The sequence below is a fragment of the Gordonia sp. NPDC062954 genome (assembly GCF_044543825.1).
In the GTDB taxonomy this organism is placed as follows: domain Bacteria; phylum Actinomycetota; class Actinomycetes; order Mycobacteriales; family Mycobacteriaceae; genus Gordonia; species Gordonia tangerina.
The window spans coordinates 431,851-458,626 of record NZ_JBITWL010000001.1 but is presented as its reverse complement, the minus strand read 5'-3'; the positions used below and the strand labels follow the sequence as shown (position 1 = coordinate 458,626).

Below are 26,776 nucleotides of genomic sequence, written 5' to 3'. Positions count from 1 at the left end.
GGGTCCCTTCTCTCCGGTATCGCCATCCGTGCGGGGCCGGGGCGACAGGTCAGTCAAGGCTATGACGGTTGCCGCACCACCGCAGAACGGCCGAGGTGACCGCGGGCTCCGTGAACGTGGGGGTCAGTCGCCGGTCACGCCGCGCGCCAGGGTGCGGACCATCTCTTCCCACTCGGCGGTGATGGTCTCTAGGTCGAGGCCGGCGACTTCGACGAGATGCTTGACCGCCGCCGCATTCAACGGAGACTGCACCGCGACCGAGATGACGTCGAGGCGATCGCCGAATCCCAACTGATGCAGCAAGATCTGGACATGGCGGTTGGACGCCGACCACACCGGGTGGTTCATGAAGTCGCCGCCGGCGCCGCCGGCCTCGAGCAGGATGTCCAGATGGCTCGAGGTGAGCTTGAGCCGGGCCCGGCCATAGGCGAGCAGGCGATCCAACGGGGGAGCGCCCGGCCCCAATGGTTGCGGCCCGGAGATGTAGGCGCGCTGGATCTCCGACTCTGAATGATCGAGTAGCGCGAACATCAGGCCCGTCCGGCTGCCGAAGCGCCGGAACACGGTGCCCTTGCCGACACCTGCTTCGCGGGCGACCGCGTCCATCGTCACGGCGGCGGCGCCGTGATTGTCGATGAGGTTCTGGGCCGCCGCGAGCAGCAAGCGGCGATTCCGCGCGGCATCGGCCCGTTCGGTGTCCGCCCGTTCGCCGACGCCGACGGACATGCTCAGAGGTATGAAACCGCCGTCGGGACCGTTCGACACAGTGACGAGGGTAACGGTTCGGGCGGATCGGGAATCGGTGGGATCGGCCTGCCGTTTGATACTTCGAATGGCTAACCATCGAGTGCGTGGATAACAGGAGGAGCGTCCATGAGCGAACGCAATGTGGAGATCGTGGCGCTGGTGGGCAGTCTGCGCCGCGAATCGATCAACCGAGGTCTCGCCCAACTCGCCGCCGACAAGGCTCCGGCCGGCATCACCGTGACCGTGGTCGATGGTCTGGGCCGGCTGGCGTTCTACAGCGAGGACGACGACCCCTCCATCGAGTCAGGTGCGACTCTGCCCGACGGCGTCACCGGGTTGCGTGAGGCGGTCGCTGCGGCCGACGCCGTGCTGCTGGTCACCCCGGAGTACAACGGCACCATGCCCGCGGTGTTGAAGAACGCCATCGACTGGCTCTCGCGCCCGTACGGTGCCGGTGCCCTGTCGGGCAAGCCGGTCGGCGTGATCGGCGCGGCATTGGGCCGGTTCGCGGGTACCTGGTCACGTGAAGACACCCGTAAGTCCGTGAAGATCGCTGGCGGCCACGTCGTCGAGGAGGTCGAGTTCGGGCTGCAGACCTCCTCGATGTCCGACGACGGACTCGCCGACGCGGAGCTCGTCACCGGGGTGGTGGACGCGGTTCGCCGTCTGGCCGATGAGGTGTCGGTGTCGGTCTGATCAACCGATGGTGACGATGCGCCGCCGCGAGCAAGGGCTCGCGGCGGCGTTGGTCGTTTGCGGGGTTGTGGAGTGCCGTGGGACACCTTGTGGACTGCCGGGGGACAACATGTGGACGACACGCCGGACACGCCCGACTTCACGATCTCGTATGCCTGCGACCTGCGACTTTCACGAATGTTATTCACAACCTCTAGTGGTGGTGCGAATTGTCAGCCACTAGGTGTAGTGTTTGGGAGACCGGCAGGGCGGATTACCTACACGAATGTGATTCTGCGGAAAGCGCCTCGAAGACGGTGATATAGGTCACCATCTTCACGTTGGGAAAGTGCGGCCACCGCACTGCGTTGAAGACAGATGTAGAGCGTGAATGCAGATGTCGAGCGCGAAGGTGGCGGGTTCGGTTTCCTCTGACAAGGGCCGAACGGTGACGGCCCGGATGGGTCGATGCCGGCGACATGGTGGACACCCGGGCAGCGGTGGACGCCACAGCACACACGACGACCAGACCAGCCTGATCCAACAGACGCATCGAACCGCACGAGGAGAACTTTGATGGCCATCACCGTCTACACCAAGCCCGCCTGCGTCCAGTGCAACGCCACCTACAAGGCCCTCGACAAGCAGGGCCTGGCTTACGAGGTGGTTGACATCAGCACCGACGATGAGGCGCGCGACTATGTGATGGCGCTCGGTTACCTGCAGGCCCCCGTGGTGGTCGTCGGCGACGAACACTGGTCGGGTTTCCGCCCGGACCGCATCAAGGCCCTCGCCGCATCGGCTGCCTGATCCCCCTCTGTCGGCCTGATGGGGAAGTCGGGTTCGATCATGGTGCGATCGGGGTAAGCGAGATCACGAGGTAGCACACGAGTCAGGAGTTTGGAGGTCGATCGTGACCCAGGCCTCGAATCCCGACGCTTCGGTCCGGGCGTCCCACCCGGCGCCACTGATCGTCTATTTTTCCTCGGTGTCGGAGAACACGCATCGATTCGTCGAGAAGCTCGGATTGCGCGCGCAGCGTATCCCGGTCCTCGGCGATCCTGCGGTGTTCACCGTCGATGAGCCGTTCGTGCTGGTGCTGCCCACCTATGGCGGTGGCAAGGCGACCGGCGACCGATCCGGGTACGTGCCCAAGCAGGTCATCAAGTTCCTCAACAACATCCACAACCGCTCGCTGATCCGCGCCGTCATCGCGGCCGGGAACACCAACTTCGGCGAGGAGTTCTGTCTCGCCGGCGACATCGTCTCGCGGAAGTGTCGGGTGCCCTATCTCTATCGGTTCGAGCTGATGGGCACTGTCGACGATGTCGAGCGGGTACGGGACGGGCTGGCCGATTTCGCGCTGAGCTCGGCGTTCACCCATCCGGACCGGGACGCGCTGAGCGTTTCGCGCGCCTGAACTGTCAGACCCCACGAGTACCGTTTCGCCCACAATCATCTAGCTGCAGGAGTCTTTCGTGTCGCCAACCGCCGCACCCGTCTCGGACACCGCCTCGGCCAGCAAGTCCGGAGTGCATCCCGGCCCGTCGGGGCACGAACCCGGCGAATTGGACTATCACGCGCTCAACGCGATGCTGAACCTGTACGACAGGGACGGCAACATCCAGTTCGACAAGGACCGCGAGGCGGCCAACCAGTACTTCCTGCAGCACGTCAACCAGAACACGGTCTTCTTCCATGACCTCGACGAGAAGCTCGACTACCTGCTCGAGGAGAACTATTACGAGCCCGAGGTCCTCGCGAAGTACGACCGCGAGTTCGTGAAACTCCTGTTCGGGCATGCGTTCTCGAAGAAGTTCCGATTCCCGACGTTCCTCGGCGCGTTCAAGTACTACACCAGCTACACACTGAAGACCTTCGACGGCAAGCGGTTCCTGGAACGCTTCGAGGACCGGGTGTGCATGGTCGCGCTGACGCTGGCCGACGGTGACACGGCGCTGGCCCGTCATCTCGTCGACGAGATCATCGAGGGGCGTTTCCAGCCGGCCACCCCGACCTTCCTCAACTCGGGTAAGAAGCAGCGTGGTGAGCCGGTGAGCTGCTTTTTGCTTCGCATCGAGGACAACATGGAATCCATTGGGAGGTCGATCAATTCGGCTCTCCAGCTCTCCAAGCGCGGCGGAGGAGTGGCGCTGCTGCTGTCCAACATCCGTGAGCACGGCGCGCCGATCAAGAAGATCGAGAACCAGAGCTCGGGCGTCATCCCGATCATGAAGCTGCTCGAGGACTCGTTCTCCTACGCCAACCAGCTCGGCGCGCGCCAGGGCGCCGGCGCGGTGTATCTGCACGCCCATCATCCCGACATCTACCGCTTCCTCGACACCAAGCGGGAGAACGCGGACGAGAAGATCCGTATCAAGACGTTGTCGCTCGGCGTGGTGATCCCCGACATCACCTTTCAGCTCGCCAAGGACAACGACGACATGTACCTGTTCAGCCCGTATGACGTCGAGCGCGTCTATGGAGTGCCGTTCGCCGACGTGAACGTGACCGACACGTACCACGAGATGGTCGAGGACAAGCGCATCCGCAAGACCAAGATCAAGGCCCGCGAGTTCTTCCAGACCCTCGCCGAGTTGCAGTTCGAGTCGGGCTACCCGTACATCATGTTCGAGGACACGGTGAACCGGGCCAACCCGATCGACGGCAAGATCACCCACTCCAACCTGTGCTCGGAGATCCTGCAGGTCTCCACCGCGTCAGAGTTCAACGACGATCTGTCCTACTCGCACATCGGTAAGGACATCTCGTGCAACCTCGGGTCGCTCAACATCGCCAAGGCGATGGACTCACCCGACTTCGGGCAGACCATCGAGACCGCGATCCGCGGTCTCACCGCGGTCAGCGATCAGACCTCGATCACCTCGGTGCCCTCGATCGAGAAGGGCAACAACGACTCCCACGCCATCGGCCTCGGTCAGATGAATCTACACGGCTACCTGGCCCGCGAACGGATCTTCTACGGCAGCGACGAAGGTGTCGACTTCACGAACATCTACTTCTACACGGTGCTGTTCCACGCGCTGCGGGCGTCGAACAAGATCGCGCGTGAACGTGGCCATGCCTTCGGCGGCTTCGAGAAGTCGAAGTACGCCAGCGGGGAGTTCTTCGACAAGTACACCGAGAAGGTGTGGGAGCCGGAGACCCAGAAGGTACGCGACCTGTTCGGCCAGGCCGGAATTCACATTCCCACCCAGGACGACTGGCGGGAGCTGAAGGCCGCCGTGCAGCGCGACGGTATCTACAACCAGAATCTGCAGGCCGTCCCGCCGACCGGATCGATCTCCTACATCAACCACTCGACCAGCTCGATCCACCCGGTGGCCGCGAAGATCGAGATCCGCAAGGAAGGCAAGATCGGCCGCGTCTATTACCCGGCGCCGTACATGACCAACGACAACCTGGAGTACTACCAGGATGCGTATGAGATCGGGTACGAGAAGGTCATCGACACCTACGCCGCGGCGACCCAGCACGTCGACCAGGGGCTGAGTCTCACCCTGTTCTTCAAGGACACCGCCACCACCCGCGACGTCAACAAGGCGCAGATCTACGCGTGGCGCAAGGGGATCAAGACGCTGTATTACATCCGTCTGCGTCAGCTCGCTCTCGAGGGGACTGAGGTGGAAAATTGCGTTTCCTGCATGTTGTGACAGCCTGACCAACTGTTCGTGGATGGTGTGACCATGACAATCGCGAAGTACGGTGTCATATACGGAGTCCGCTTGCGGCCAGAGTACGACTATCGCTATATCGGGCTTACAACCAAGACTGCGTCCAGACGCTTACAGCAACATTTCAAGGTTGCTGCAGCTGGCCGAAAGACTCCGTTCTACGACTGGCTGCGAAAGCAAGATCGCGACAATGTAATAGCCGATGAGCTCGATTGGATCGACGGACTGGACGACTTGGGGCAGGCTGAAATCGCGTGGATTGCCTACCTACGTCGTGACGGTCAGCCGTTACTCAATCTGGCCTCCGGGGGGCTGGGTCCTACCGGCGTTGTATGGACCGAAGAGATGCGCGAAGCAGCTCGAATTCGGTCAACCGGTCGGAAGGGAGTAAGTCGGTTCGCACAAGAAAATCCATTCTTCGGGCGAACGCACTCGGACGAACAGCGAGCGAAGTGGTCAGTCGAGCGACGAGGTTCCATTACAGGAGCGGCCAACCCGAACTTCGGTAAGTTCGGGATCGACCATCCAGGCTACGGACACACGATGTCTGCCGAATCCAGGCAGCGTCTCTCCGAGCAGCGACGAGGCTCGGGGAATCCGAACTTCGGACGCCGAGCGAGCGATGAGACACGTGCCAAGACGTCGGCAACTCGAAAGGGACGACCGCAGCCATCCAGCAAGCGAAGTGCTCACACTCGCTATCACACGAACAAAGGCGTGTTCAAAGACACTTGTCGATACTGCGTTGAGGACGCGGCCACAACAACGAATGAAGAAAGCGGAAGTTGAAATGCCTGAGAAACTGAAGCTCGTCGACCGCGTCTCCGCGATCAACTGGAACCGCGTCCCCGACGAGAAGGACGCCGAGGTCTGGGATCGCCTCACCGGCAACTTCTGGTTGCCGGAGAAGGTGCCGGTGTCCAACGACATCCAGTCGTGGCACACCCTCACCGAGTACGAGAAGCAGCTGACGATGCGGGTCTTCACCGGCCTGACGCTGCTGGACACCATCCAGGGCACCGTCGGTGCGGTCTCGCTGATCCCGGATGCGACCACGCCGCACGAGGAGGCGGTGCTCACCAACATCGCATTCATGGAGTCGGTGCACGCCAAGAGCTACAGCTCCATCTTCTCCACGCTGTGCTCCACCAAGGAGATCGACGAGGCGTTCCGCTGGTCGGAGGAGAACGAGCAGCTGCAGCGCAAGGCGCAGATCGTCATGGATTACTACCGTGGCGACGACCCGCTCAAGCGCAAGGTCGCCTCCACGCTGCTCGAGTCGTTCCTGTTCTATTCCGGCTTCTATCTGCCGATGTACTGGAGCAGCCGCGCCAAGCTCACCAACACCGCCGACCTGATCCGGCTGATCATTCGCGACGAGGCCGTGCACGGCTACTACATCGGCTACAAGTACCAGCGCGGTCTCGAGGTGCAGAGCCCCGAACGTCGCCAAGAGCTCAAGGACTACACCTTCGAGCTGCTGTTCGAGCTCTACGACAACGAGTCCGACTACACCGAGGCCCTCTACGACGAGGTCGGCCTCAGCGAGGACGTCAAGAAGTTCCTGCGCTACAACGCCAACAAGGCGCTGATGAACCTCGGCTACGAGGCGATGTTCCCCAGGGACGAGACCGACGTGAACCCGGCGATTCTGTCGGCGTTGTCACCCAACGCCGACGAGAACCACGACTTCTTCTCCGGCTCGGGCAGCTCGTATGTCATCGGTAAGGCCGTCAACACCGAGGACGAGGACTGGGACTTCTGACACCTTGCGTCTTGTAGTACGGACCGGCGATTTTCGCCGGTCCATACTACGAAATCGGGCGGTCGCGGATGCGGTCGTAGAGATCGTCGAGCAGGTCGATGGCCTCGCCGATGTCGCCAGGCGCGATACCCGAGGCGCGCAACGCTTTGCGGAGCGCATCGGCATCGAGGTCCATGATCGGGTTCATCCGCCCGGGAGTGGGCAGCGGCGGCAGCGTGGCGTTGGTGCCGTAGAAGTCGACGGCCGGAACCACCGCCGTGTCGCGGTCGGCCGCCGGTGAGTCGTCCGCCGGCGCCGTGGCTTCGCTTGCCGCGGCCAGCAACTGCACGGTGTCGGTACCCATCACGGTGAGCAGGGTCGCGGCACTGCGGTCGATCTCGGCGGCCACCTCGTAGGCGACGCACAACACGTGTATGCACCGCGGTGACTCATCCGGACACGTGCAGTCGGCGGCGATGTCGGCCGACTCGGTCGGCATGATCAACTCGCCGATCGCCGACGGTTGCTCCCCGCGCGTCAATGCCATCAGCTCTCCGGTCGCGTCGTTCGTACGCAACAGGGCGACCACGGTCGCCGGATCGACGGCTCGCATGGTGAGGGTCACCTCGAACGGGTCGAGCTGACTACCACGCACCGATGCGGTCACGCGGGCCACGCCGATCTGCAGGCGCTCGGCGTGGTGGTCGCGAAAGTACCGCCGCGCCTGAGTGATCCGCCGATGATCCGCATCGCCGGTGTGCGCGCCCTCGACGACGTCGACAAAACTACGGCCCCACCGGGTCGCGCCATACGCGCGAGCCGCCGAGGCCCTGGGCGTCCGACGTTGACTGCCGCGCGGGCTCACTCGCTGACCGCCTCGTCGCGCAGTGCGAACAGGTCGAACAACTCGTCGTTGCCGAGCTCGGTCAACCAGGTCTCGCCGGACCGCACCGTCAGTCGCGACAGCTCACGCTTGGCGGAAATCATCTCGTCGATCCGCTCCTCCAATGTCCCGACGCACAGGAATCGGTGCACCTGGACGCGCTGATGTTGGCCGATCCGGTAGGCACGATCGGTGGCCTGGTCCTCGACCGCGGGATTCCACCAGCGATCCACATGCAGCACATGGTTCGCGGCCGTCAGGTTCAGTCCGGTGCCCCCGGCCTTGAGGGTGGCGATCAGGGCCGGCGGACCGTCGCCGCTCTGGAAACGGGCGACCATCGCATCGCGGTCGATGCGGTTGATGCCACCGTGCAGCACCGGAATATCGGTGCCCAGCGATTCGGCGAGCCAGGATGACAACAAATCACCGAACGCCGCGAACTGGGTGAACACCAGCGCCCGATCGCCTTCGGCCGCCGCGGTGGAGAGAATGTCGAGCACCAACTCGACCTTGCCCGACCGGTGCCTGCCACGACGCAGCATCGCGGACCCGTCGGCCAGATAATGCGCCGGATGATTGCACACCTGCTTGAGTCGGGTCAGTGCGGCAAGGATGTTGCGCCGACGGATGGTGCGTTGCTGTTTGCTGCGCAGCGCCTCCATCAGCTCGTCGATGACCGCGCGGTACAGCGCCGCCTGCTCGAGGCTGAGGTTGGCACGCACCGTGATGTCGGTCTTCTCGGGTAGATCGGTGATGATCGACGGATCGGTCTTCTCGCGTCGAAGGATGAACGGTTGCGTCAATGCGTTGAGGCGCCGCAGCGCGGCCGGGTCGCGATCGCGTTCGATGGGTTCGGCGAACCGGGCGCGGAACCGCGATGCCGACCCCAGCATGCCCGGATTGACCAGATCGATCACTGCTCTCAGGTCCTCCAGCCGATTCTCCACCGGCGTCCCCGTGAGCGCGATCCGGTGCTCGGCGGGGAAGCCCCGCACGGCCTTCGCTGCTTTGGTGGCCACGTTCTTGAGATGCTGTGCCTCGTCGACGACGATCCGGCGCCAGGTCCGCTGGCCGAGGATCTCCCGGTCCCGGGTGGCGATGGCGAACGTGGTGAGCACGACGTCCGCGCGGGCGAGAACCTCGCCGATCGTCGCGTGCCCCGCGCGCGACGTCCCGTGATGGACCACCACCCGCAGATGCGGTGCGAAGCGTTCGATCTCCCGTTCCCAGTTCCCGACGACCGACATCGGGCAGATGACCAGCGTGGGACCGGCAGCAGGCGCGGGCTCGGCTCGATCGTGATGATCGCCTCTCTCATGGCACAGAAGTGCGATTATCTGGATCGTCTTGCCGAGGCCCATATCGTCGGCCAGCACCCCGCCGATCCGATGGTCGGACAGGTAGGCCAGCCATTCGAGTCCGCGGTGCTGGTACGGCCGCAATTGTGCGCACAGCGTCGCCGGCGGGGGCAGCTCCGCGGGCCGCAGCCGACCGCCGGCCGCGATGTCGTCGAGCCATGCCAGGCCGTCGATCGAGGTGACCGGTACCGGTACGGAGTCGACGACGAGATTGAACAACTCACCCATGTCGGCCGGATGGTCCGATGTGCCGTGCGCACGTTGGCCGAGGATGAACGCGGCGGCCCGGTGCAGGGCACCTCCTTCGGCGCGAACCCAGGTGCCGCGGATCTTGACGAGGTCGCCTTGACGACGGGCGAGGTCGGTGAGATCGGCCTCCGACAGGGTCATCGCCTCGGGTGTGTCACCCAGGGCCAACCGCCATTCGAACTCGTCGATCTCGGCGACGCCGATCTGCGCGGCGCGCCCGGTGCTGGTGGCCACCGGCCGGGCGCGCAGCCCCAGCGTCGGGCGCACCTCGGCCACTGTCCGGGGCAGCAGCACCGGGCAGCCGGCCTCGGTCAACGCGGCAGCGCCCTCGACGAACAGCTTCTCTACGGTGGGTGTGGTCAGCAGGAAGTCGAGGGAGTGCCGGTCGGGTTCTGCCTGTGCCAACTCGGGAAAGGCGCGGACGGCGGTGGCGAGGCCACTGGTGACACGATCGAGTTCGTGCTGGTCGAGATGCTGCGGTTCCACCGCGTGGATGCGACCGTCGGCATGGCGACGGCACACCTGTAGACGCCACAGGGTGGGCTGATCGGCGGCCCGCCGGGTGGCGTACTCCACATCATCGTCGTCAGGTTCGTGCAGGCGCAGTATCAGCATCGAATCATCTTGCGGTGCAGCCTGATTCCATTGCATCCAGGCCGACTGCGCCATGTGTAGTCGAGATCGCATCGATGGTGATAGCGGCGGTGGTTCCGTGGCCAGTGCTCGTATCAGCCATGCCGCGGGGGGATCGTCGGCGATCAACGGCCCGGCGGCCGCGATTCGGCCGCGACACTCGTGGTCGACGAGTTCGGCGATCATGTCGGTGATCGCCTCGGCGCCACCGTTGGCCGCGACCAACCCTGGTGCGGCCGCCGCCACCACAGCCAGCCAACTGCGCCATGCCGGCGTCGGTACCGACTGCCAACGCAGAAGCGATTCGCCGGCGATGTCGGCGACGCCGGGGGCCACCGAACCGGCGGCGACCGATCGGCGGACGCCGTCGAGTAGATACCGATACCACGCGATCTCGCCGCTGACCGGGTACGGGCGGGTCAGATCGAGCAGTGCGACCGCCGACGACGTGCTCAAGGTCATGCTGCTGATGAACTCACGGCCGGAGCCAGGCCCGGTGATCGTGATCTCCCGCCGAGAACGCCGCCGTGCCAATTGATCCCCGATCGCCTCGGGAAGGTCGTCGGGCCCGACATCGGATCGCGACCACCACAGTGCCAGTCCTACCCCCGGTCGCCACAGCGCATGCAGGGGCAGGGCACCTGGGTGCCCGGAGGAAGTGGTTCGGTGTGTATCGACTGGCATGACAAATCACCGATGAGCCTAATCGCTCCGTCGGACATGCTCGCCCCGACGCCGGCCGCCTCAGCGCCAGGCTGTCAACAACTCGCGAGCCCGCTCGGCCAGGCTCATCTGCCACAGCGGGCCAAAACTGACGCGTCCGACGCCGAGTCCCGCGAGATGTGCCCGATTGTCCTGCGCGGGATGACCGATCGCGTTGACCGGTAACGGCAACTCCGCCGCCAGGCGACGGTGGACGTCGTCGCTGTGGAAGCCCACCGGATACAACGATCGTGCCCCGGCCTCGGCGCACAGCCGGAGCCGGGAGATGGCAAGGTCCACCCGGTCGGACTCCTCGCCGACCTGTTTGAGGAACACGTCGGTGCGGGCGTTGATCACCACCGCGACACCCGCGGCGTCGGCGGCGGCCCGCAACGCTGCCACCAGGTCGGCGTGTTCGGTCGCCGACCGCAGCCGACCACCTTCGGAGTGGACGGTGTCCTCGATGTTGAGGCCGACGGCCCCGGCCTCGAGCAGACCGTCCACGAGACGCGCGGGCTCCTCGGCATAGCCTGACTCGATGTCGACGGAGATCGGGATCTCGACCGCCGCGGTGATCTGACGCACCCGGGTGAGCAGTTCGTCGAAGGTCATTCCCTCGTTGTCGGCACGACCGATCGAGTCGGCCACCGGATGACTGCCGACGGTCAGCGCGGCGAAGCCGGCGTCGGCGGCGATGTGTGCCGACCAGGCGTCCCACACGGTGGGGAACACACCGGGATCGCCGGGACGGTGTAGATCCAACAGGGTCTGGGCGAGCTGGGCGAGGTCACGAGTTGCCATCGAGGGATCCCTTCAGGTCGTTGAGCACCAGCCAGGCGGCCGCGAGGCCGGAGGAGCGATACCAGATGTCGTCGTTCACCGACAGCACCCGTTTCCAGGTCGGTGCGCCCATGTCCAGCCAACGATCGCTGAGCAGGACGTCTTCTCCGTGCGCCTGACCCTCGTCGCCGACGAAGCTGACGTAGATCAGGTCGGCGTCGGCATCGGTGAAGTTCTGATCGGTCACCGTGAACGATCGCGGTGAGCGCTGCGGCTCCGGTCGTTGTACTCCGACCATCGATAAGATCTGACCGGCGAAACTGTCGGTGCCCGCGATCATCTCCGAGTCTCCGGTGAACCGGACCAGCGACACCTGGTTGTGCGCGGCGTCCATCCGACGGCCGGTTTTGCGGGTCTCGGTCCGGAACTCCTCGAGGAGTCGGGTGGCGCTCTCGCTGCGCCCGAGCGCGTCGGCGACCGCCTGGAACTGCGCCTGCCAATCGCCTTCGGTCGGGATTGTCACCACGCGGGCATCGGCGAAGGCCTCGGCCGACGCCGCCGATCGGTCGGTGGTGAGCACGACGTCGGGATCCGTCTCGCCGGCCGCCGCCGGGTCCGGCGAGGTGCCGATGGTCGGGACCGATCCGAGTTGCGGGCCGAGGTAGGTGGGTATCGAGCCTTCGTCGGACGTCACCGCGACCACCTTGGGGCCGATGCCGAGCGCGCAGATCGGGTCGAGCAGGCCCGGGTCGGTCACCGCGATGCGGGCGACGTCGGTCTGCCCGGGATCGGGTGCGGTCGGTGCCAGGCAGGTGCGTGTCAGATCGCGATCGGCGTTGACGATGTTGACCTCGGCGACCCGTGTGGTCACCGTTGAGATGGGTGACCCGTCGGGCGTCGTCAACGGTTGCTCGCCAGCACACGCGGCCAGTGCGCCGGCCAGCAGAACCGTCACCGCGGTACCGACCACGCGCGGAACTCGCCGGGTCCACGAGGCTCGATGGCGGCCGGTCGGAAGCGGGGTCACCACACTGCGATGCACGCGATCACGCTAGCACCGGCGGACCCGTCGACCACCCGCGGCGGATCCGGTCGGTCCCGACGGGTGCCCATGCGCTCGCCAGCGCGCCGCGCGTCGGCCTCCTCGGGCTCACTGACCTGCGGCTACAGTGGGTCGAAGAGCTCGAATACGACAGATCGTAGGACCCACTCGGCCGCCGTCTGTATGAGGGTTTAGGATCAGTTACCAGCGCTCGTTTTGTTCATGTGGCGACCGCGGGGAAGTGGTAGGTGACCGACCCCGGCGGTTGCGCAACGAGGAGGATCTGTGACCGCGGTTGACCAGCCCACCACGCAAGTGGCTCCAGTGCGTCCCTTTCCGGAGCGCTACCAGCCCAAGGGTTCGTTCATCTACAAGCTGATCACCACCACCGATCACAAGCTGATCGGCATGATGTACATCACCGCCTGCTTCGCCTTCTTCCTGATCGGCGGACTGATGGCGCTGCTGATGCGTGGTGAGCTCGCCCACCCGGGTATGCAGTTCCTGTCGACGGAGCAGTTCAACCAGCTGTTCACCATGCACGGCACGGTGATGCTGCTGCTGTATGCCACCCCGATCGTGATCGGTTTCGCCAACTTCGTGCTGCCGCTGCAGATCGGCTCGCCCGACGTCGCCTTCCCGCGGCTCAACGCGTTCGGCTTCTGGTTGTTCGTCTTCGGTGCCTGTGTCGCGCTCAGTGGCTTCTTGCTCCCGGGCGGTGCCGCCGACTTCGGCTGGACCGCATACACGCCACTGACCGACGCGATCCACTCGCCGGGCTACGGCGCGGACCTGTGGATCATGGGTCTGGCCGTCGGTGGCCTGGGCACCATCCTCGGTGCGGTGAACATGGTGACCACGGTCGTCTGTCTGCGCGCGCCCGGTATGACGATGTTCCGGATGCCGATCTTCACCTGGAACATCCTGGTCACCAGCGTGCTGATCCTGCTGGTCTTCCCGCTGCTGACCGCCGCACTGATGGGCCTGGAGGTCGACCGCCAGTTCGGTGCTCACCTCTACGACCCGGCCAACGGCGGCGTCATCCTCTGGCAGCATCTGTTCTGGTTCTTCGGACATCCCGAGGTCTACATCATCGCGCTGCCGTTCTTCGGAATCGTGTCCGAGGTCTTTCCGGTGTTCGCGCGCAAGCCGATCTTCGGCTACTCCGGTCTGATCTATGCGACGCTGGCCATCGCGGCCCTGTCGGTCGCGGTGTGGGCGCACCACATGTACGTCACCGGTGCGGTGCTGCTGCCGTTCTTCTCCTTCATGACCTTCCTGATCGCGGTGCCGACCGGTGTGAAGTTCTTCAACTGGATAGGCACGATGTGGCGCGGTCACATGACGTTCGAGACACCGATGCTGTTCTCGGTGGGCTTCATCGTCACCTTCCTCTTCGGTGGTCTGACCGGTGTGCTGCTGGCGAGCCCGCCGCTGGACTTCCACCTGTCCGACAGCTACTTCGTGGTCGCGCACTTCCACTACGTACTCTTCGGCACCATCGTGTTCGCGACCTACGCCGGCATCTATTTCTGGTTCCCCAAGATGACCGGGCGCATGCTCGACGAACGACTCGGCAAGATCCACTTCTGGCTGACGTTCATCGGCTTCCACACCACCTTCCTGGTGCAGCACTGGCTGGGTAACGAGGGCATGCCGCGCCGTTACGCCGACTACCTTCCGTCTGACGGGTTCACCACGCTGAACATCATCTCCACGGTCGGTGCGTTCATCCTGGGTCTGTCGACACTGCCGTTCCTGTGGAACGTCTTCCGTAGCTACCGCTACGGCGAGGTCGTGACCGTCGACGACCCGTGGGGCTTCGGCAACTCGCTCGAGTGGGCCACCAGCTGCCCGCCGCCGCGGCACAACTTCACCGAGCTGCCCCGGATTCGTTCCGAGCGTCCGGCGTTCGAGCTGCACTATCCGCACATGATCGAGCGGATGCGCGCCGAGGCGCACGTCGGGGCCGGTCACAACTCGGGCAAGGACCGCCACATGGAAGACGCGCGGCGTAGTCCATTGACGGTCGGCGACCACGAGGGTTCGCCGGACCCGGATCCACGCTGACGCGCCCGCGCTCTGCGAAGCACGTGGTCAACGAATCGAGCGACACCACAGTTCTGATCACCGTCACCGGACCGGATAAACCCGGCGTCACCTCGGTGCTGATGGGTGCGCTGGCCGGTCAGCAGGTCAGCCTGCTCGACGTCGAACAGGTGGTGATCCGCGGCCGCCTCACGCTCGGCGTGCTGGTGTCGGCCTCCGGCGATGCCGAGGAACTCCAAGACGTCGTCGAACAGGCGATGGCCTCGATAGGGATCGACGTCATCGTGGAAGTGGGCGCAGCCAGTGCCGGTCGACGTCCGTCGAGTCACGCGGTCGTGGTGCTGGGAAGTCCGGTCACCGCGCGCGCATTCCGGGCGTTGGCCGGAGCGCTGGCGAAGCAGGGCGTCAACATCGACTCGATCCGAGGCGTGGCCGACTATCCGCTCACCGGACTCGAGCTGATGGTGAGCACCGGACGCGACGACGTGGCAGCCGATGCCGCATTACGTAAGGGCCTCGCCGCGGTCGCGGCCGATCACGGCGTCGACATCGCGGTGGAACGCGGCGGTCTGGCACGACGCGCCAAGCGGGTCATCGTCTTCGACGTCGACTCCACCCTGATCCAGGGCGAGGTCATCGAGATGCTCGCGGCGCGTGCCGGCCGCGAAGCCGAGGTGGCGGCGGTCACCGAGGCCGCGATGCGCGGCGAACTGGATTTCTCTGAATCGCTGCATCAGCGCGTGGCTGTGCTCGCCGGACTCGACGCCAGCGTCATCGACGACGTCGCGAGTTCGCTGGAGCTGACGCCGGGCGCACGCACCACCATCCGTACCCTGCACCGGCTCGGATACCACTGCGGTGTGGTCTCCGGCGGCTTCCGACAGGTCATCGATGGCCTGGCGCACGAACTCGAACTGGACTTCGTGCGGGCCAACACGCTCGAGATCGTCGACGGCAAACTGACCGGCCGGGTGATCGGCGAGGTAGTCGACCGGGCCGGCAAAGCGAAGGCGTTGCGGGCGTTCGCCGATCAGGTCGGGGTCGCCATGGAGCAGACCATCGCGGTGGGCGATGGTGCCAACGACATCGACATGCTCAGCGTGGCCGGCTTGGGGATCGCCTTCAACGCCAAACCTGCGTTGCGTGAGGTCGCCGACGCCGCGCTGAGTCACCCCTTCCTCGATGCGGTCCTGTTCATCCTCGGTGTCACCCGCGACGAGATCGAGGCGGCCGACGCCGCCGACGGGGTGCTGCGTCGAGTACCGCTCAGCTGACGGCCGTCATGCCGGAGAATCTCGCGATCATCGGCGGCGTTGACGATCCGTTCGACGACGCATTCCGGCGCCTGCAGACCTATGTCGGCGGCGGTGCGGATCCGGCGGACCCTGCCGACGTGCTGGCCATGCAGATGGTGTTGCGCATCGAGAAGACCGAGCCACCGGCGCGTGCGGACGTACTGATCGCCGCGGCGCGCGCCGTCGCGTTGTTGTGTCTCGACGATCGTTGCGGTGGCGACGGCCCCTGGGCGACGCCGATGGACGACTGGTGTGCCGCCCGCATCCGGAAGATCGCGCGGCGTGCTCGAGGTGCACAATGGGCTGCGGCGCAAGAAGTCTGGGGTCTGACTGTGACCGAGGGCGGGGCACAGGCACGCGCGCTGGTACCCGGGCGGGTGGGGGATGTTGATCGCCGGATCTCGCGCCTGCAGATCGGCGGCACGGACCTGCCAGGTGAGCTCTCGTCAGACCCGGATCACGCGGGGGTCGTCCTCTGGCTCAACCCGGGAGTGACGATGACCGTGGGCAAGGCGGCCGCACAGGTGGGGCACGCGGCGATGCTCGCGGTGAAGCTGATGGAACCAGAGCAGGCACGCTCCTGGCGGAGCGCGGGCTGTCCGTTGACGGTCCGCGCGGCCACCCCGCAGTCGTTCGCAGCACTGCTCGACGCCGATGCCCGCGGTGACGCGGTGGCGGTGCGCGATGCCGGGTTCACCGAGATCGCGCCCGGTTCGGTGACGGTGATCGCGGAGGTGATCGATTCATGAACGAGCACCTGCTACCGCCGTGGGCGCGCGAACTGGGCCTGGTGGCGCATCCGGAAGGCGGCTGGTACCGAGAGACCTGGCGCAGCCCGGTGACCGTGCCCGCCGGCGTCCTGCCGCAGAGCTATTCGGGCGACCGCGCTGCGGCCACGGCGATCCTGTTCCTGCTGTTGCCGGGAGAACGGTCGGCGTGGCACGCCGTCAGAAGCACCGAGCTGTGGCTTTACCATCGGGGATCACCGGTCCTGCTCGAACTCGGCGGCGACGCCGAGGAGCCGAGGACACCGACCGGGATCGTCGTCGGTTCCGATGTCGCGAATGGGCAGCAGCCCCAAGCCGTGGTGCCCCCGGCGACGTGGCAACGCGCGCGGCCGGTCGGGGATGAACCAGCGCTGGTCAGTTGCGTCGTGTCACCCGGCTTCGACTTCGCCGATTTCCGCCTGGCCGGACCCGGGGTCTGACACGCCGGTGGTCAGTCACCAGCCGCCGACAACGCTCGTGCTGGCGCGATATGGGCCAAGGTGTTGAGCCAGACGTCGCGATCCGGGGCGATCGACGCGACGATGAGCTCGTCGGCGTGCGCATGGCCGGTGAACCAGTCCAGGTAGTCGGTGACCTGCGCCGGGGTGCCGACGCCGGAGTACGTCATCATCGCCTCGATCTGCCGACCTTGCGGCATGTCGAGCACCATATCGGCCTCCTCGTCGGAGAACCGGCGATCCCGGGCGAACAACGCGTTGACCCGGGCCCGCTTGGCCTTGCGGAGCTGTTCGGCAGCCACGGCCTCGTCCTCGTCGGCGATCACACACACCCCGGCGATCACGTACGGAGCGTCGAGCTGCTCGGACGGTTGGAACTCCCGTCGATACAGGGCCACCGCCTCTTCCAGCGCCTGCGGGGCGAAGTGCGATGCGAACGCGTACGGCAGCCCCAGGGCGGCGGCCAACTGCGCGCCGAACAACGACGACCCGAGGATGTAGAGCGGGATGTCGGTGCCGGCGCCGGGAGTGGCATTAACGCCCTCGACCCGGGAGCGGCCGCGCAGATATGCCTGCAGCTCCAGGACGTCGGAGGGGAACCGATCCGCCGAAGCCATGCTCCGACGAAGGGCGGCAAACGTCTGTTGGTCTCCGCCGGGCGCGCGGCCCAACCCCAGGTCGATGCGCCCGGGATGCAACTCGGCGAGTGTGCCGAACTGTTCGGCGATGGCCAGCGGCGAATGGTTGGGCAACATGACCCCGCCCGCGCCCAGTCGGATGGTTTCGGTGTGTGCGGCGATATGCGCGATCAGTACCGCCGGCGCGGCCGAGGCGATACTGGACATGTTGTGGTGCTCGGCGTACCAGATGCGTCGGTAGCCCCAGGCCTCGGCGCGCTGCGCCATGTCCACGCTGGCGGCAAAGCTCTCACCGACCGTTTCACCGGAGCCGACCTGAGCCAGGTCGAGGATGGACAAGTCAACACTCATGTCCTTCTCAAGGCGGCGGTCCCGTCGGGTATTCCACGCTGCCCGATTGTGTTCTGCCCGAGGATGTGTCGCCCTGCTCACGACGGGTACGCGAGACGTGGTGCACGATAGGGGGGTGACGAAACCGAGTGATCGCAGTGGCGCCGACGACGTGTACGAATCCGATCCCGATCTCTTGGTCGACTTCCGCGATGTCACTCTCGTGCGGGGTGGCAACACCCTGGTGGGCCCGGTGACCTGGCAGGTGGAGCTCGACGAACGCTGGGTGATCATCGGGCCCAACGGCGCGGGCAAGACGTCGCTGATGCGGCTGGCCTCGGCGCAGGAGCATCCCACCTCGGGCACCGCGTTCGTGCTCAACGAGCAGCTCGGCAGAGTGGAGGTGCGCGAGCTGTCCACCCGGATCGGAGTCTCGAGCGCGGCGCTCGCCGAGCGGGTGCCGCCGAACGAGATCGTCAGCGACCTGGTGATCTCCGCCGGCTACTCGGTGGTCGGGCGGTGGCGGGAGAGCTACGACGACATGGATCGTGGCCAGGCCGTGGAATCGCTGGAATCGATGGGTGCCGAGCATCTGGCGGACCGGAGCTTCGGCACGCTGTCCGAGGGGGAGCGCAAACGCGTGCTCATCGCACGCGCGCTGATGACCGACCCCGAGCTGTTGCTGCTCGACGAACCGGCCGCGGGCCTCGACCTCGGGGGCCGCGAGGAACTCGTGGATCGGCTCGGGCGTCTCGCCGCGGATCCGGAGGCGCCGGCGATGGTGCTCGTGACCCATCACGTTGAGGAGATCCCGGACGGGTTCACCCATGCGATGCTGCTCTCCGAGGGGGAAATAGTGGCGCAGGGACTACTCGACGACGTGCTCACCAGTGAGAATTTGTCGACCGCGTTTCGGCAGCGCATCACTCTGAGCCGACCGGGCGGCCGGTACTTCGCCCGCCGTGCGCGGCGGGCCGGCGGGCATCGGCGCGCAGCCGGTTGACCCGAGGGCGTTACTGTCAGGGGAATCGGACCACCGATTACGTCAGACAGGAGACGACCATCATGAGTTCATCGCAGCCGACCGAACCCGCCCCGCTGCGAGACGCCGCCACGGTGGTCCTCGTACGAGACACCGCCGACGGGCCTGAGGTCTTCCTCCAGCGTCGAGTGCAGCAGATGGCCTTCGCCGGCGGCGTCACGGTTTTTCCCGGTGGGGGCGTCGACCCGCGCGACGCCGAAGCGGATATCGACTGGACGGGGCCCGGCGCCGACTGGTGGGCCCACGCGTTCCACACCGACGAACAGACCGCGCAATCTTTGGTGTGCGCGGCGGTCCGCGAAACGTTCGAGGAGTGTGGTGTCCTGCTGGCGTCCCGGCCCGACGGCTCATTTCCCGATCCGGACAGCTTCGGCGCCGAACGGACCGGCCTCGTGGACAAGTCGTTGTCGTTCGCGCAGTTCCTCCGCGATGCCGGACTCAGTCTGCGGGCCGACCTGCTGCGCCCGCTGGCGCACTGGATCACCCCGATCATCGAGAAACGTCGATATGACACGCGGTTCTTCATCGCCGCACTGCCGTCGGGGCAGACCGCCGACGACAAGACCTCCGAGGCCGAGGTGGCCGGGTGGGCCACCCCGCGCGCTGCGCTCGACCTCTGGGTCGCCGACAAGCACGTTCTGTTGCCGCCGACCTGGGCGCAGCTGACCCATCTCAGTGAGTTCGGCTCGGTGACCGAGATTCTCGCCGCCGAGCGCGAGGTGGCGGCCATCGAACCGTCGGTGGAGCCGGGTGCGGGTCTTGCCGGCCTCAAGTTCGACGGCTCGGAGCGCTATTTCGCCGTCGCTGCCGAGCGGAAGGTACCCGGATTGAGTCGGTGACGGGTTATCGCGTCCGCGCGATCACCGATCCATATCGATGACGTCGGGCTCATCGGTTCCGACGCCGATGTCGTCGCGGTCGGCCCATTCCAGCAGCGTGTCGAGGCGGTGGGCGACGTCGTCGATCTCGGCGTGCAGGTCGCCGATCTCGACGAACCGTTCCGGCATCGTCGCGATGGTGAAGTCGTCCGGAGCGATGTCATCGATCTCGTCCCACCTGATCGGTGCGGACACCGTGCCGCGCGGGTTGCCGCGCACCGAGTAAGCCGAGGCCATCGTGTGATCGCGGGTGTTCTGGTTGTAGTCGACGAACACCGCGGTCGGGTCGCGATCCTTGCGCCACCAGGTGGTGGTGACGTCGTCGGGTGCGCGTCGCTCAATCTCGCGGGCGAACGCCAGGGCGGCCCGACGTACGTCGGCGAAGCCCCACTCTGGTTCGATTCGTACATAAATATGCAGGCCACGGCCGCCCGAGGTCTTGGGGAAGCCGCGCATCCCGAGTTCGTCGAGCACTTCTTCGACGACGTGGGCGACCCGCTGGATGCGAGAGAACGGGCAATCGGGCATGGGATCGAGGTCGATCCGCCACTCGTCGGGGGACTCAAGATCGTCGCGTCGGGAGTTCCAGGGATGGAACTCGACGGTGGACATCTGCACCGCCCAGATCACACTGCCCAACTCGGTGACACATAGTTCGTCGGCGGTACGGCCGAACCGCGGAAACCAGAGTTCGACCGTCTCGAGCCAGTCGGGCGCACCGGCCGGAATGCGCTTCTGGTGCACCTTCTTGCCGTCGACCCCTTGGGGAAATCGGTGCAACATGCATGGTCGTTCGCGTAGCGCGCGGACGATGCCGTCGCCGACTGCCAGGTAATACTCGGCGAGGTCACGCTTGGTTTCGCCACGCTCGGCGAAATACACGCGCTCCGGACTGGACAGCCGGATGATCCGGTCACCGACCGGCAGTTCGATCGGTTCACCGGCATCGTTCGAGGCCTTGGCCATGGACCAACTGTATGGCCTCCGCACCCGGTCGCGACGGACGAACGGTAGCCTTCGACCATGGCTGAGTTCGTCACACTCGAGACATCCGACGATCATCCCGGAGTCGGCACCATCCGGTTGAACCGTCCGCCCATGAACGCGCTGAACCGGCAGGTACAGAACGAACTCGCGGCTGTTGCCGACGAGGCGACAGTGCGCGACGACATCAAGGCCGTCGTCATCTACGGCGGGCCGAAGGTCCTCGCCGCTGGTGCCGACATCAAAGAGATGAACGAGATGACCTACGCCCAGATGAGCAAGGTGGCCGGCCGCCTGCAGTCGGCGCTGGGTGCCATCTCGGAGATCCCTAAACCGACGGTCGCGGCCATCACCGGCTACGCACTCGGCGGTGGGCTCGAGGTGGCACTCGGCGCCGACCGGCGCATTGCTGGCGACAACGCCAAGCTCGGCGTGCCGGAGATCCTGCTGGGTGTGATCCCCGGTGGCGGCGGAACCCAGCGGCTGGCGCGGCTGATCGGTCCGGCCAAGGCCAAGGACATGATCTTCACCGGGCGTTTCGTCGCCGCGGATGAGGCGCTGGAGATGGGGCTCGTCGACGAGGTCGTGGCACCCGACGACGTCTACGACACCGCACTCGCCTGGGCGGGACAGTTCGCCAACGCAGCAGCCATCGCACTCGCCGCCGGCAAGAAGGCCGTGGACCAGGGACTCGGAGTGGATCTCACCACGGGTTTGAAGATCGAGGAGCAATTGTTCGCGGCGCTGTTCGCGACCGAGGACCGCGCGATCGGCATGGCGTCGTTTGTCGAGAACGGCCCCGGCAAGGCGGCATTCACCGGCAAGTGAGCTCCTTTCGCCCCCGCCCCACCATCAGGAGAACCCACACATGACCACCGACGTGACCCCGGGGACCGACCCCGAACCCAACCCGCACGCCACTGAGGAGCAGGTGCGCGCCGCCCTGGCCGACACCAAGCTCGCGCAAGTGCTTTACCACGACTGGGAGGCCGAGACCTACGACGACAAGTGGTCGATCTCCTACGACGAGCGCTGCATCGACTATGCGCGCGGCCGATTCGACGCGGTCGCCGCAGATCAACCACTGCCGTATGAGCGGGCCATGGAACTCGGTTGCGGCACCGGTTTCTTCCTGCTGAACCTGATGCAGTCGGGGGTCGCCACGAAGGGATCGGTCACCGACCTGTCGCCGGGCATGGTGAAGGTCGCCCTGCGCAACGCGGAGAACCTCGGGCTCGACGTCGACGGCCGAGTGGCCGATGCCGAGCGAATCCCGTATGACGACAACACCTTCGATCTCGTCGTCGGCCATGCCGTGCTGCATCACATCCCGGATGTCGAACAGGCCTTGCGGGAGGTACTGCGGGTGCTGAAGCCCGGTGGGCGTTTCGTGTTCGCCGGCGAACCCACCACCATCGGTGACTTCTACGCACGCTGGATGAGTCGCGCCACCTGGGCAGCGGCGACCAACGTGACGAAACTGGGGCCCCTGAAGTCGTGGCGCCGACCGCAGGAGGAACTCGACGAGTCGTCGCGAGCGGCCGCGTTGGAGGCCGTCGTCGATATCCACACTTTCGATCCGGCCGATCTCGAACGAATGGCACGCAGCGCAGGCGCGACCCAGGTCGACACCGCCACCGAGGAGCTCGCCGCCGCGATGCTCGGTTGGCCGGTACGCACCTTCGAGGCGGCCGTCCCGCCCGGCAAGCTCGGCTGGGGCTGGGCGATGTTTGCCTTCAACGGGTGGAAGCGACTGTCCTGGCTGGACGAGAAGGTCCTCCGGAAAGTGGTGCCGCCCAAGTTCTTCTATAACGCGATCGTCACCGGTATCAAGCCGGGTGGTTGACCACCGGTCGGGTACCGCGCAGAACGTTCCCCACACCTGCGGCAGGTGTGGGGAACGTCTCGCGTGGTGTCAGTTGTCGACGGGATTGAGGGTCGACGACGCAACCGGGACTCCGAGCACCGTGTTGATGGCACGGTAACCGTCCTGGGTCTTGATCATGACGAGGCGGCTGACCGGTGGTATCTCCGCGTATCCACCGGTCGGGGTGTGGGTGAGAGCAAGGGGTGTCCCGGCCGGGCCGATGAGCTCGTCGCCGACGACCCGATAGATCTGACACGGTCCCGGCTCAACCGAACTGCCGTAGCGGGTCTGCACACAGAATTCGTAGGTGCCGTCCTCGACCTGTGCGTGTGCGGGTCCGGAGCCGGCGGCGAGTGCAGTCCCGGCTACGGCGGCAGCGAGAAAGGATACGGCTACGGAACGTCTCATGGAACGGATCTTTCCTTAGGCTAACCTAACTCGTAACTCGTCGGTTCCTCGGGAAAGATGGTGGTCGATGGGATATCGATTCACGGACGATGATGTGTCGTTCCTGCGGTCGCGTCACGGCGCCGAGGCTCTCGCGAGTGCGTCTGCGCTGGAGCTGTCTGCGTCGTCGATGCTGCGTGACGTCGCCGACCTCCGTGCGCGATTCGCGCCGCGCGACGGCGCCATCGTCGAAACCGTGTTGTGTCGTCGACGGGGGAAGACGAAACTACGTGTCGCCGAACGGATGTTGTTCACGGAGGACGCAGTGCAGCAGGCGACCGCCTCTCCGGTCGCGGCGCACCGCGCGACGGAGATCGCGGCACGCCATCCCGGTGCAGTGGTACACGACGTCACCTGCTCGATCGGCGCGGAAATGATGGAACTTGCTGCACAACCACAGATCTCGGGTGTCATCGGCAGCGATCTCGACCACACACGTCTCGCGATGGCGCAGCACAACACGGGCCTCGACGGTCCGCCGGCCACCCTACTCGTCGCCGACGCGCTCTCGCCGACCTCGACCGCCGATGTCATCGTCGCCGATCCGGGCCGGCGCTCGGGCGCCGGACGGGTGTTCCGGCTCGACCAGCTCACGCCGCCGCTGCTCGACGTGTTGACAACGTATTCGGGGCGTCCCCTTGCGGTGAAATGTGCTCCGGGACTTGACTACCAGACGTTGCGGGACCTGTACGGCTTCGACGGGCAGGTGCAGCTCTCGTCGCTCGACGGCGCAGTCCGTGAGGCATGTCTGTGGACCGACCGTGACGGTGAGCCGCGCCGCCGTGCCACCGTGATGCGCACCGAGCCGGATGGTTCCGTGCAGTCCTACGAGGTCACCGACGCCGATGCCGACGACATCGGCGGCGGCGAGGTGGGGGAGTGGATCATCGATCCCGACGGTGCCATTGTGCGTGCCGGTCTGGTGCGTCATTACGCTCGGCGCCACGGTCTGTGGCAGCTCGATCCGCAGATCGCGTACCTGACCGGGACTCGAGTCCCGTCGGGTGAACGTGGTTTCCGCGTCCTCGAGGCGTGCGGCGTAGCGGACAAGGAGTTGCGACGTCGCCTTGCCGCCTACGACTGTGGCACCCTCGAGATCCTCGTTCGCGGACTCGACGTGAACCCCGACGAGCTACGAAAACGGCTCAAACTCAAGGGTGCACGCGCGCTGGCCATTATTCTCACGAGGGTAGGGCGTCGTGGTGTCGCCTACCTGTGTGAACCGGGCGTGCGAACACCTGGCCTCATCTAGGCTGCGACGCCGGAGCGGCCCGCCACGCCATCGTGTTCCCGGCCCTACCGGCTTTCGATCGATGCCTTGCTGTCGAAGAAGTAGACCTTGCCGATATTGGTCGCGGTGGCGATCTGGCCCCACGGCGATACCGCGACTCCGGTGGCGAATCCGACGGATTCGGGCAGGGGCAGCGTGCGCATGGTGGTGCCGTCCGCTGCGGAGACCTCCGTGAGCGACAACGAGTCCTTGCCCTCGTCGCGCACCACCGTCCATGCGGTGTCCTGGTCGGTCAGGGTGGACAGGCTGACCACAGCGAGATCGTCGCGCTGCCACACCTGTTCGGCGTGATCACCGGCATCGCGCAGCAGGGTCAACGGTGCGCCGAGAACGCCCGTGGGGATGATGAGCCCGTCGGGTGACACGCTCATCGTCGCGAAGCCGTAACCGCCGTTGTCGTACGTCCACCGGGTGGCGCCCGACGCCGCGTCGATGGCCACGATCCGGCCGAGGCGACTGAACGCGTACACGGTCGAACCGTCTGCCGACAGCGTCGGCGCCCCGATCACACCGCCCGGCACATCGGCATGCCAGATCTCGCGCATCGTGCGCCCACCGTCCTCGGTGGCGTAGCTCATCGCGCGGATCTGCGAGGCGATGGCACCCTGCGGCCAGAAGTTCACGAAGAAGCGTTCATTGGCGGTGTCCACCGCCGGGGGTGCGGGGATGGCGCAGCGCGGTCCGTTGGTGACGCATTCGCCGAACCCGAAGGTCGGGTCGTCGGGGTTCATGTCCGTACGCAACCGGACCTCCGGCGCGGTGAAGTCGCTGGTCTGCGAATTCAGCAGCAGGAGTTGACCTTGGGTGGTCGCCACCAGAACCTCGCCGGGAGCGGCGAACTTCGCCGACAGCGGCACCCCGATCATCGGCATCCGCCAGCGGATCGCGCCACCGGCGCTGAACGCCAGGAACATCGACTCCTCACCGACGTACGGTTGATCGAACTGGTCGACGAGCAACGAGTTCACCTCGGTGCCCGTCCGCATTCTCTTGCAGAAGTTCTTGCGGCCGTTGCGCGGATCGAGGATCAGCAGGTTGCAGCCGTTCGCGGTGCTCGATGTGACACCCACGTTGCCGTTGCCGGAGATGGTGAGCGGTGCGGTCACCGGGCCGCCGGTGGGGCGCGTCCAGCTCAGTTCGAGATCTTCGGGCACCGCGGGATAGGCGAAGTTGGAGTTGGCGGCGTTGCCGCCATAGCTCGACCATCCCGCGCTCGCCACCGAGCGGATGTCGATGTGGCCGTCCGAACACGAGGTCACCAGCACCGCCACCACACTCGCCAGGATCGTCGCGACGATCATCGGCGTGCGGCGTGCGTTCTCGGTGCGAGCACCCTCACCCACCGGGGCTGCTGCAGCCATCGGCGCTCCTGTTCTGGTCGCGGTTGCCCCGTCGGTCGACGTGCCAGTCTCAGAGCCTAACGTGGGCCCGAACGGTTCTCGATTAGGGTTTGTCGACATGACCACGATGTGGAATGCCTCCTACCGCTCGCGCCTGCGGGCAGGGCGCCGGCGTGATCCGGCGCAGGCCCGTTTCCTCACCCTCGACTCGTTGCGCTGGGTGAAGCGCAATCGTGCCTACACCCCGTGGTACCTGGTTCGTTACTACCGGCTGGCGCGATTTCGGCTCGCGAACCCCCACGTGGTGCTGCGGGGCATGGTGTTTCTCGGACGCAACGTGGAGATCCATGCGACCCCGGAGATGTCACGGCTGGAGATCGGCCGCTGGGTCCACATCGGGGATGGCAACTCGATCCGTTGTCATGAGGGCAGCCTGCGCATCGGCGACAAGACCGTCTTCGGCTGCAACAACGTGGTGAATTCGTACCTCGACCTCGAGATCGGCGGGTCCACCCTGATCGCCGACTGGTGCTACATCTGCGACTTCGACCACAAGATGGACGACATCACGTTGCCCATCAAGGATCAGGGCATCGTCAAGGGACCAGTGCGCATCGGCCCGGACACCTGGGTCGCGGCGAAGGTGTCGGTGCTGCGCAACACGATCGTGGGCCGGGGATGTGTACTCGGCTCACATGCGGTGGTGCGTGGGGTGATCCCGGACTATTCGATCGCCGTCGGCGCCCCGGCACGGGTCGTGAAGAATCGTCAGGACGATTGGGCGCAGTCAGCGCAGCAGCGGGCCGAACTCGAGCGGGCATTGGCCGACATCGAACGCAAGAAGGCGCAAACACACGATTCGTGAGCCCGATGCCCCCGGGG

The 26,776-nt window shown here is 65.7% G+C and carries 25 protein-coding genes; 16 read left to right on the top strand and 9 right to left on the bottom strand.

Features of this window, described 5'->3' with window-relative positions:
• Nucleotides 1-123 precede the first annotated feature (123 nt).
• On the bottom strand, nt 124-765 hold the full coding sequence (locus ACIGKQ_RS02135; RefSeq protein ID WP_235722478.1) for a TetR/AcrR family transcriptional regulator: 642 nt from the start codon (nt 763-765) through the stop codon (nt 124-126).
• 108 nt (nt 766-873) lie between these two features.
• Between ACIGKQ_RS02135 and ACIGKQ_RS02130 the strand changes: the two genes are divergently transcribed.
• The 6 genes from ACIGKQ_RS02130 (at nt 874) to nrdF (ending at nt 6,882) form a co-directional block, all read left to right on the top strand.
• Nucleotides 874-1,443 (top strand): NAD(P)H-dependent oxidoreductase, encoded by a 570-nt coding sequence (locus ACIGKQ_RS02130; RefSeq protein ID WP_266061744.1) that lies wholly within the window; start codon nt 874-876, stop codon nt 1,441-1,443.
• Between the two features lie 555 nt (nt 1,444-1,998).
• A complete protein-coding gene (locus ACIGKQ_RS02125) occupies nt 1,999-2,232 on the top strand; it encodes a redoxin NrdH (RefSeq protein ID WP_235722481.1) in 234 nt (77 codons plus the stop codon).
• 103 nt (nt 2,233-2,335) lie between these two features.
• Nucleotides 2,336-2,842, top strand: coding sequence for a class Ib ribonucleoside-diphosphate reductase assembly flavoprotein NrdI (gene nrdI, locus ACIGKQ_RS02120; RefSeq protein WP_235722483.1), 507 nt, complete (start codon nt 2,336-2,338; stop codon nt 2,840-2,842).
• Nucleotides 2,843-2,900: 58 nt separating this feature from the next.
• A complete protein-coding gene (nrdE, locus tag ACIGKQ_RS02115) occupies nt 2,901-5,096 on the top strand; it encodes a class 1b ribonucleoside-diphosphate reductase subunit alpha (RefSeq protein ID WP_235722484.1) in 2,196 nt (731 codons plus the stop codon).
• A gap of 33 nt (nt 5,097-5,129) precedes the next feature.
• Entirely contained in the window at nt 5,130-5,906 is a 777-nt protein-coding gene (locus ACIGKQ_RS02110; protein WP_308203667.1) for an NUMOD3 domain-containing DNA-binding protein, read from the top strand.
• Nucleotide 5,907: 1 nt separating this feature from the next.
• Complete coding sequence (gene nrdF / locus ACIGKQ_RS02105) at nt 5,908-6,882, top strand: class 1b ribonucleoside-diphosphate reductase subunit beta (protein ID WP_235722486.1); 975 nt, start codon at nt 5,908-5,910, stop codon at nt 6,880-6,882.
• A gap of 46 nt (nt 6,883-6,928) precedes the next feature.
• On the opposite strand, the gene ACIGKQ_RS02100 is transcribed toward nrdF, so the two are convergent.
• The 4 genes from ACIGKQ_RS02100 to ACIGKQ_RS02085 are packed head-to-tail and all read right to left on the bottom strand — an operon-like array spanning nt 6,929 to nt 12,436.
• Nucleotides 6,929-7,726: a hypothetical protein gene (locus ACIGKQ_RS02100; protein WP_266061738.1), complete on the bottom strand. Its 798-nt coding sequence runs from the start codon at nt 7,724-7,726 to the stop codon at nt 6,929-6,931.
• Nucleotides 7,723-10,668: a DEAD/DEAH box helicase gene (locus ACIGKQ_RS02095; protein ID WP_396572110.1), complete on the bottom strand. Its 2,946-nt coding sequence runs from the start codon at nt 10,666-10,668 to the stop codon at nt 7,723-7,725. Before ACIGKQ_RS02095 ends, ACIGKQ_RS02100 begins: the two co-directional genes overlap by 4 nt.
• A gap of 60 nt (nt 10,669-10,728) precedes the next feature.
• Nucleotides 10,729-11,487, bottom strand: a complete 759-nt coding sequence (locus ACIGKQ_RS02090) for an isocitrate lyase/phosphoenolpyruvate mutase family protein (RefSeq protein ID WP_396572108.1) — start codon at nt 11,485-11,487, stop codon at nt 10,729-10,731.
• Nucleotides 11,474-12,436: an ABC transporter substrate-binding protein gene (locus ACIGKQ_RS02085; protein WP_396572182.1), complete on the bottom strand. Its 963-nt coding sequence runs from the start codon at nt 12,434-12,436 to the stop codon at nt 11,474-11,476. The genes ACIGKQ_RS02090 and ACIGKQ_RS02085 overlap by 14 nt, the downstream gene beginning before the upstream one ends.
• 357 nt (nt 12,437-12,793) lie before the next feature.
• Here ACIGKQ_RS02085 and ctaD point away from each other — a divergent pair, with 357 nt between their 5' ends.
• From ctaD to ACIGKQ_RS02065, 4 genes are read left to right on the top strand one after another with little or no spacing between them, the layout of a single operon-like run.
• Nucleotides 12,794-14,578, top strand: a complete 1,785-nt coding sequence (gene ctaD / locus ACIGKQ_RS02080) for a cytochrome c oxidase subunit I (protein WP_396572107.1) — start codon at nt 12,794-12,796, stop codon at nt 14,576-14,578.
• 23 nt (nt 14,579-14,601) lie between these two features.
• Nucleotides 14,602-15,831 (top strand): phosphoserine phosphatase SerB, encoded by a 1,230-nt coding sequence (serB, locus tag ACIGKQ_RS02075; RefSeq protein ID WP_396572105.1) that lies wholly within the window; start codon nt 14,602-14,604, stop codon nt 15,829-15,831.
• An 8-nt stretch (nt 15,832-15,839) separates the two neighbouring features.
• A complete protein-coding gene (locus ACIGKQ_RS02070; RefSeq protein WP_396572103.1) occupies nt 15,840-16,601 on the top strand; it encodes a peptidyl-tRNA hydrolase in 762 nt (253 codons plus the stop codon).
• Nucleotides 16,598-17,059 (top strand): cupin domain-containing protein, encoded by a 462-nt coding sequence (locus ACIGKQ_RS02065; RefSeq protein ID WP_235722503.1) that lies wholly within the window; start codon nt 16,598-16,600, stop codon nt 17,057-17,059. The genes ACIGKQ_RS02070 and ACIGKQ_RS02065 overlap by 4 nt, the downstream gene beginning before the upstream one ends.
• Before the next feature lie 11 nt (nt 17,060-17,070).
• Here the strand turns inward: ACIGKQ_RS02065 and ACIGKQ_RS02060 are convergent, their stop codons facing one another.
• A complete protein-coding gene (locus tag ACIGKQ_RS02060) occupies nt 17,071-18,066 on the bottom strand; it encodes an LLM class flavin-dependent oxidoreductase (RefSeq protein WP_235722504.1) in 996 nt (331 codons plus the stop codon).
• A 151-nt stretch (nt 18,067-18,217) separates the two neighbouring features.
• Here ACIGKQ_RS02060 and ACIGKQ_RS02055 point away from each other — a divergent pair, with 151 nt between their 5' ends.
• Both ACIGKQ_RS02055 and ACIGKQ_RS02050 read left to right on the top strand, forming a co-directional pair.
• A complete protein-coding gene (locus tag ACIGKQ_RS02055) occupies nt 18,218-19,048 on the top strand; it encodes an ABC transporter ATP-binding protein (RefSeq protein WP_235722785.1) in 831 nt (276 codons plus the stop codon).
• A gap of 62 nt (nt 19,049-19,110) precedes the next feature.
• On the top strand, nt 19,111-19,926 hold the full coding sequence (locus ACIGKQ_RS02050; RefSeq protein ID WP_235722506.1) for an NUDIX domain-containing protein: 816 nt from the start codon (nt 19,111-19,113) through the stop codon (nt 19,924-19,926).
• 21 nt (nt 19,927-19,947) lie between these two features.
• On the opposite strand, the gene ligD is transcribed toward ACIGKQ_RS02050, so the two are convergent.
• On the bottom strand, nt 19,948-20,931 hold the full coding sequence (ligD, locus tag ACIGKQ_RS02045; protein WP_396572101.1) for a non-homologous end-joining DNA ligase: 984 nt from the start codon (nt 20,929-20,931) through the stop codon (nt 19,948-19,950).
• 57 nt (nt 20,932-20,988) lie between these two features.
• On the opposite strand from ligD, the gene ACIGKQ_RS02040 reads away from it, so the two are divergent.
• Together ACIGKQ_RS02040 and ACIGKQ_RS02035 are read left to right on the top strand one after the other, a co-directional pair.
• Complete coding sequence (locus ACIGKQ_RS02040; protein WP_235722509.1) at nt 20,989-21,777, top strand: enoyl-CoA hydratase/isomerase family protein; 789 nt, start codon at nt 20,989-20,991, stop codon at nt 21,775-21,777.
• A 40-nt stretch (nt 21,778-21,817) separates the two neighbouring features.
• Nucleotides 21,818-22,795 (top strand): class I SAM-dependent methyltransferase, encoded by a 978-nt coding sequence (locus tag ACIGKQ_RS02035; protein WP_235722511.1) that lies wholly within the window; start codon nt 21,818-21,820, stop codon nt 22,793-22,795.
• Nucleotides 22,796-22,864: 69 nt separating this feature from the next.
• Here ACIGKQ_RS02035 and ACIGKQ_RS02030 read toward each other — a convergent pair whose 3' ends face one another.
• Nucleotides 22,865-23,224, bottom strand: coding sequence for a hypothetical protein (locus ACIGKQ_RS02030; RefSeq protein WP_396572098.1), 360 nt, complete (start codon nt 23,222-23,224; stop codon nt 22,865-22,867).
• A 67-nt stretch (nt 23,225-23,291) separates the two neighbouring features.
• On the opposite strand from ACIGKQ_RS02030, the gene ACIGKQ_RS02025 reads away from it, so the two are divergent.
• Complete coding sequence (locus ACIGKQ_RS02025) at nt 23,292-24,515, top strand: class I SAM-dependent methyltransferase (RefSeq protein ID WP_396572097.1); 1,224 nt, start codon at nt 23,292-23,294, stop codon at nt 24,513-24,515.
• A 44-nt stretch (nt 24,516-24,559) separates the two neighbouring features.
• Here ACIGKQ_RS02025 and ACIGKQ_RS02020 read toward each other — a convergent pair whose 3' ends face one another.
• Entirely contained in the window at nt 24,560-25,915 is a 1,356-nt protein-coding gene (locus tag ACIGKQ_RS02020; RefSeq protein ID WP_235722516.1) for a PQQ-binding-like beta-propeller repeat protein, read from the bottom strand.
• Nucleotides 25,916-26,012: 97 nt separating this feature from the next.
• Here ACIGKQ_RS02020 and ACIGKQ_RS02015 point away from each other — a divergent pair, with 97 nt between their 5' ends.
• Nucleotides 26,013-26,759: an acyltransferase gene (locus tag ACIGKQ_RS02015; RefSeq protein WP_235722518.1), complete on the top strand. Its 747-nt coding sequence runs from the start codon at nt 26,013-26,015 to the stop codon at nt 26,757-26,759.
• The last annotated feature ends 17 nt before the right edge of the window (nt 26,760-26,776 follow it).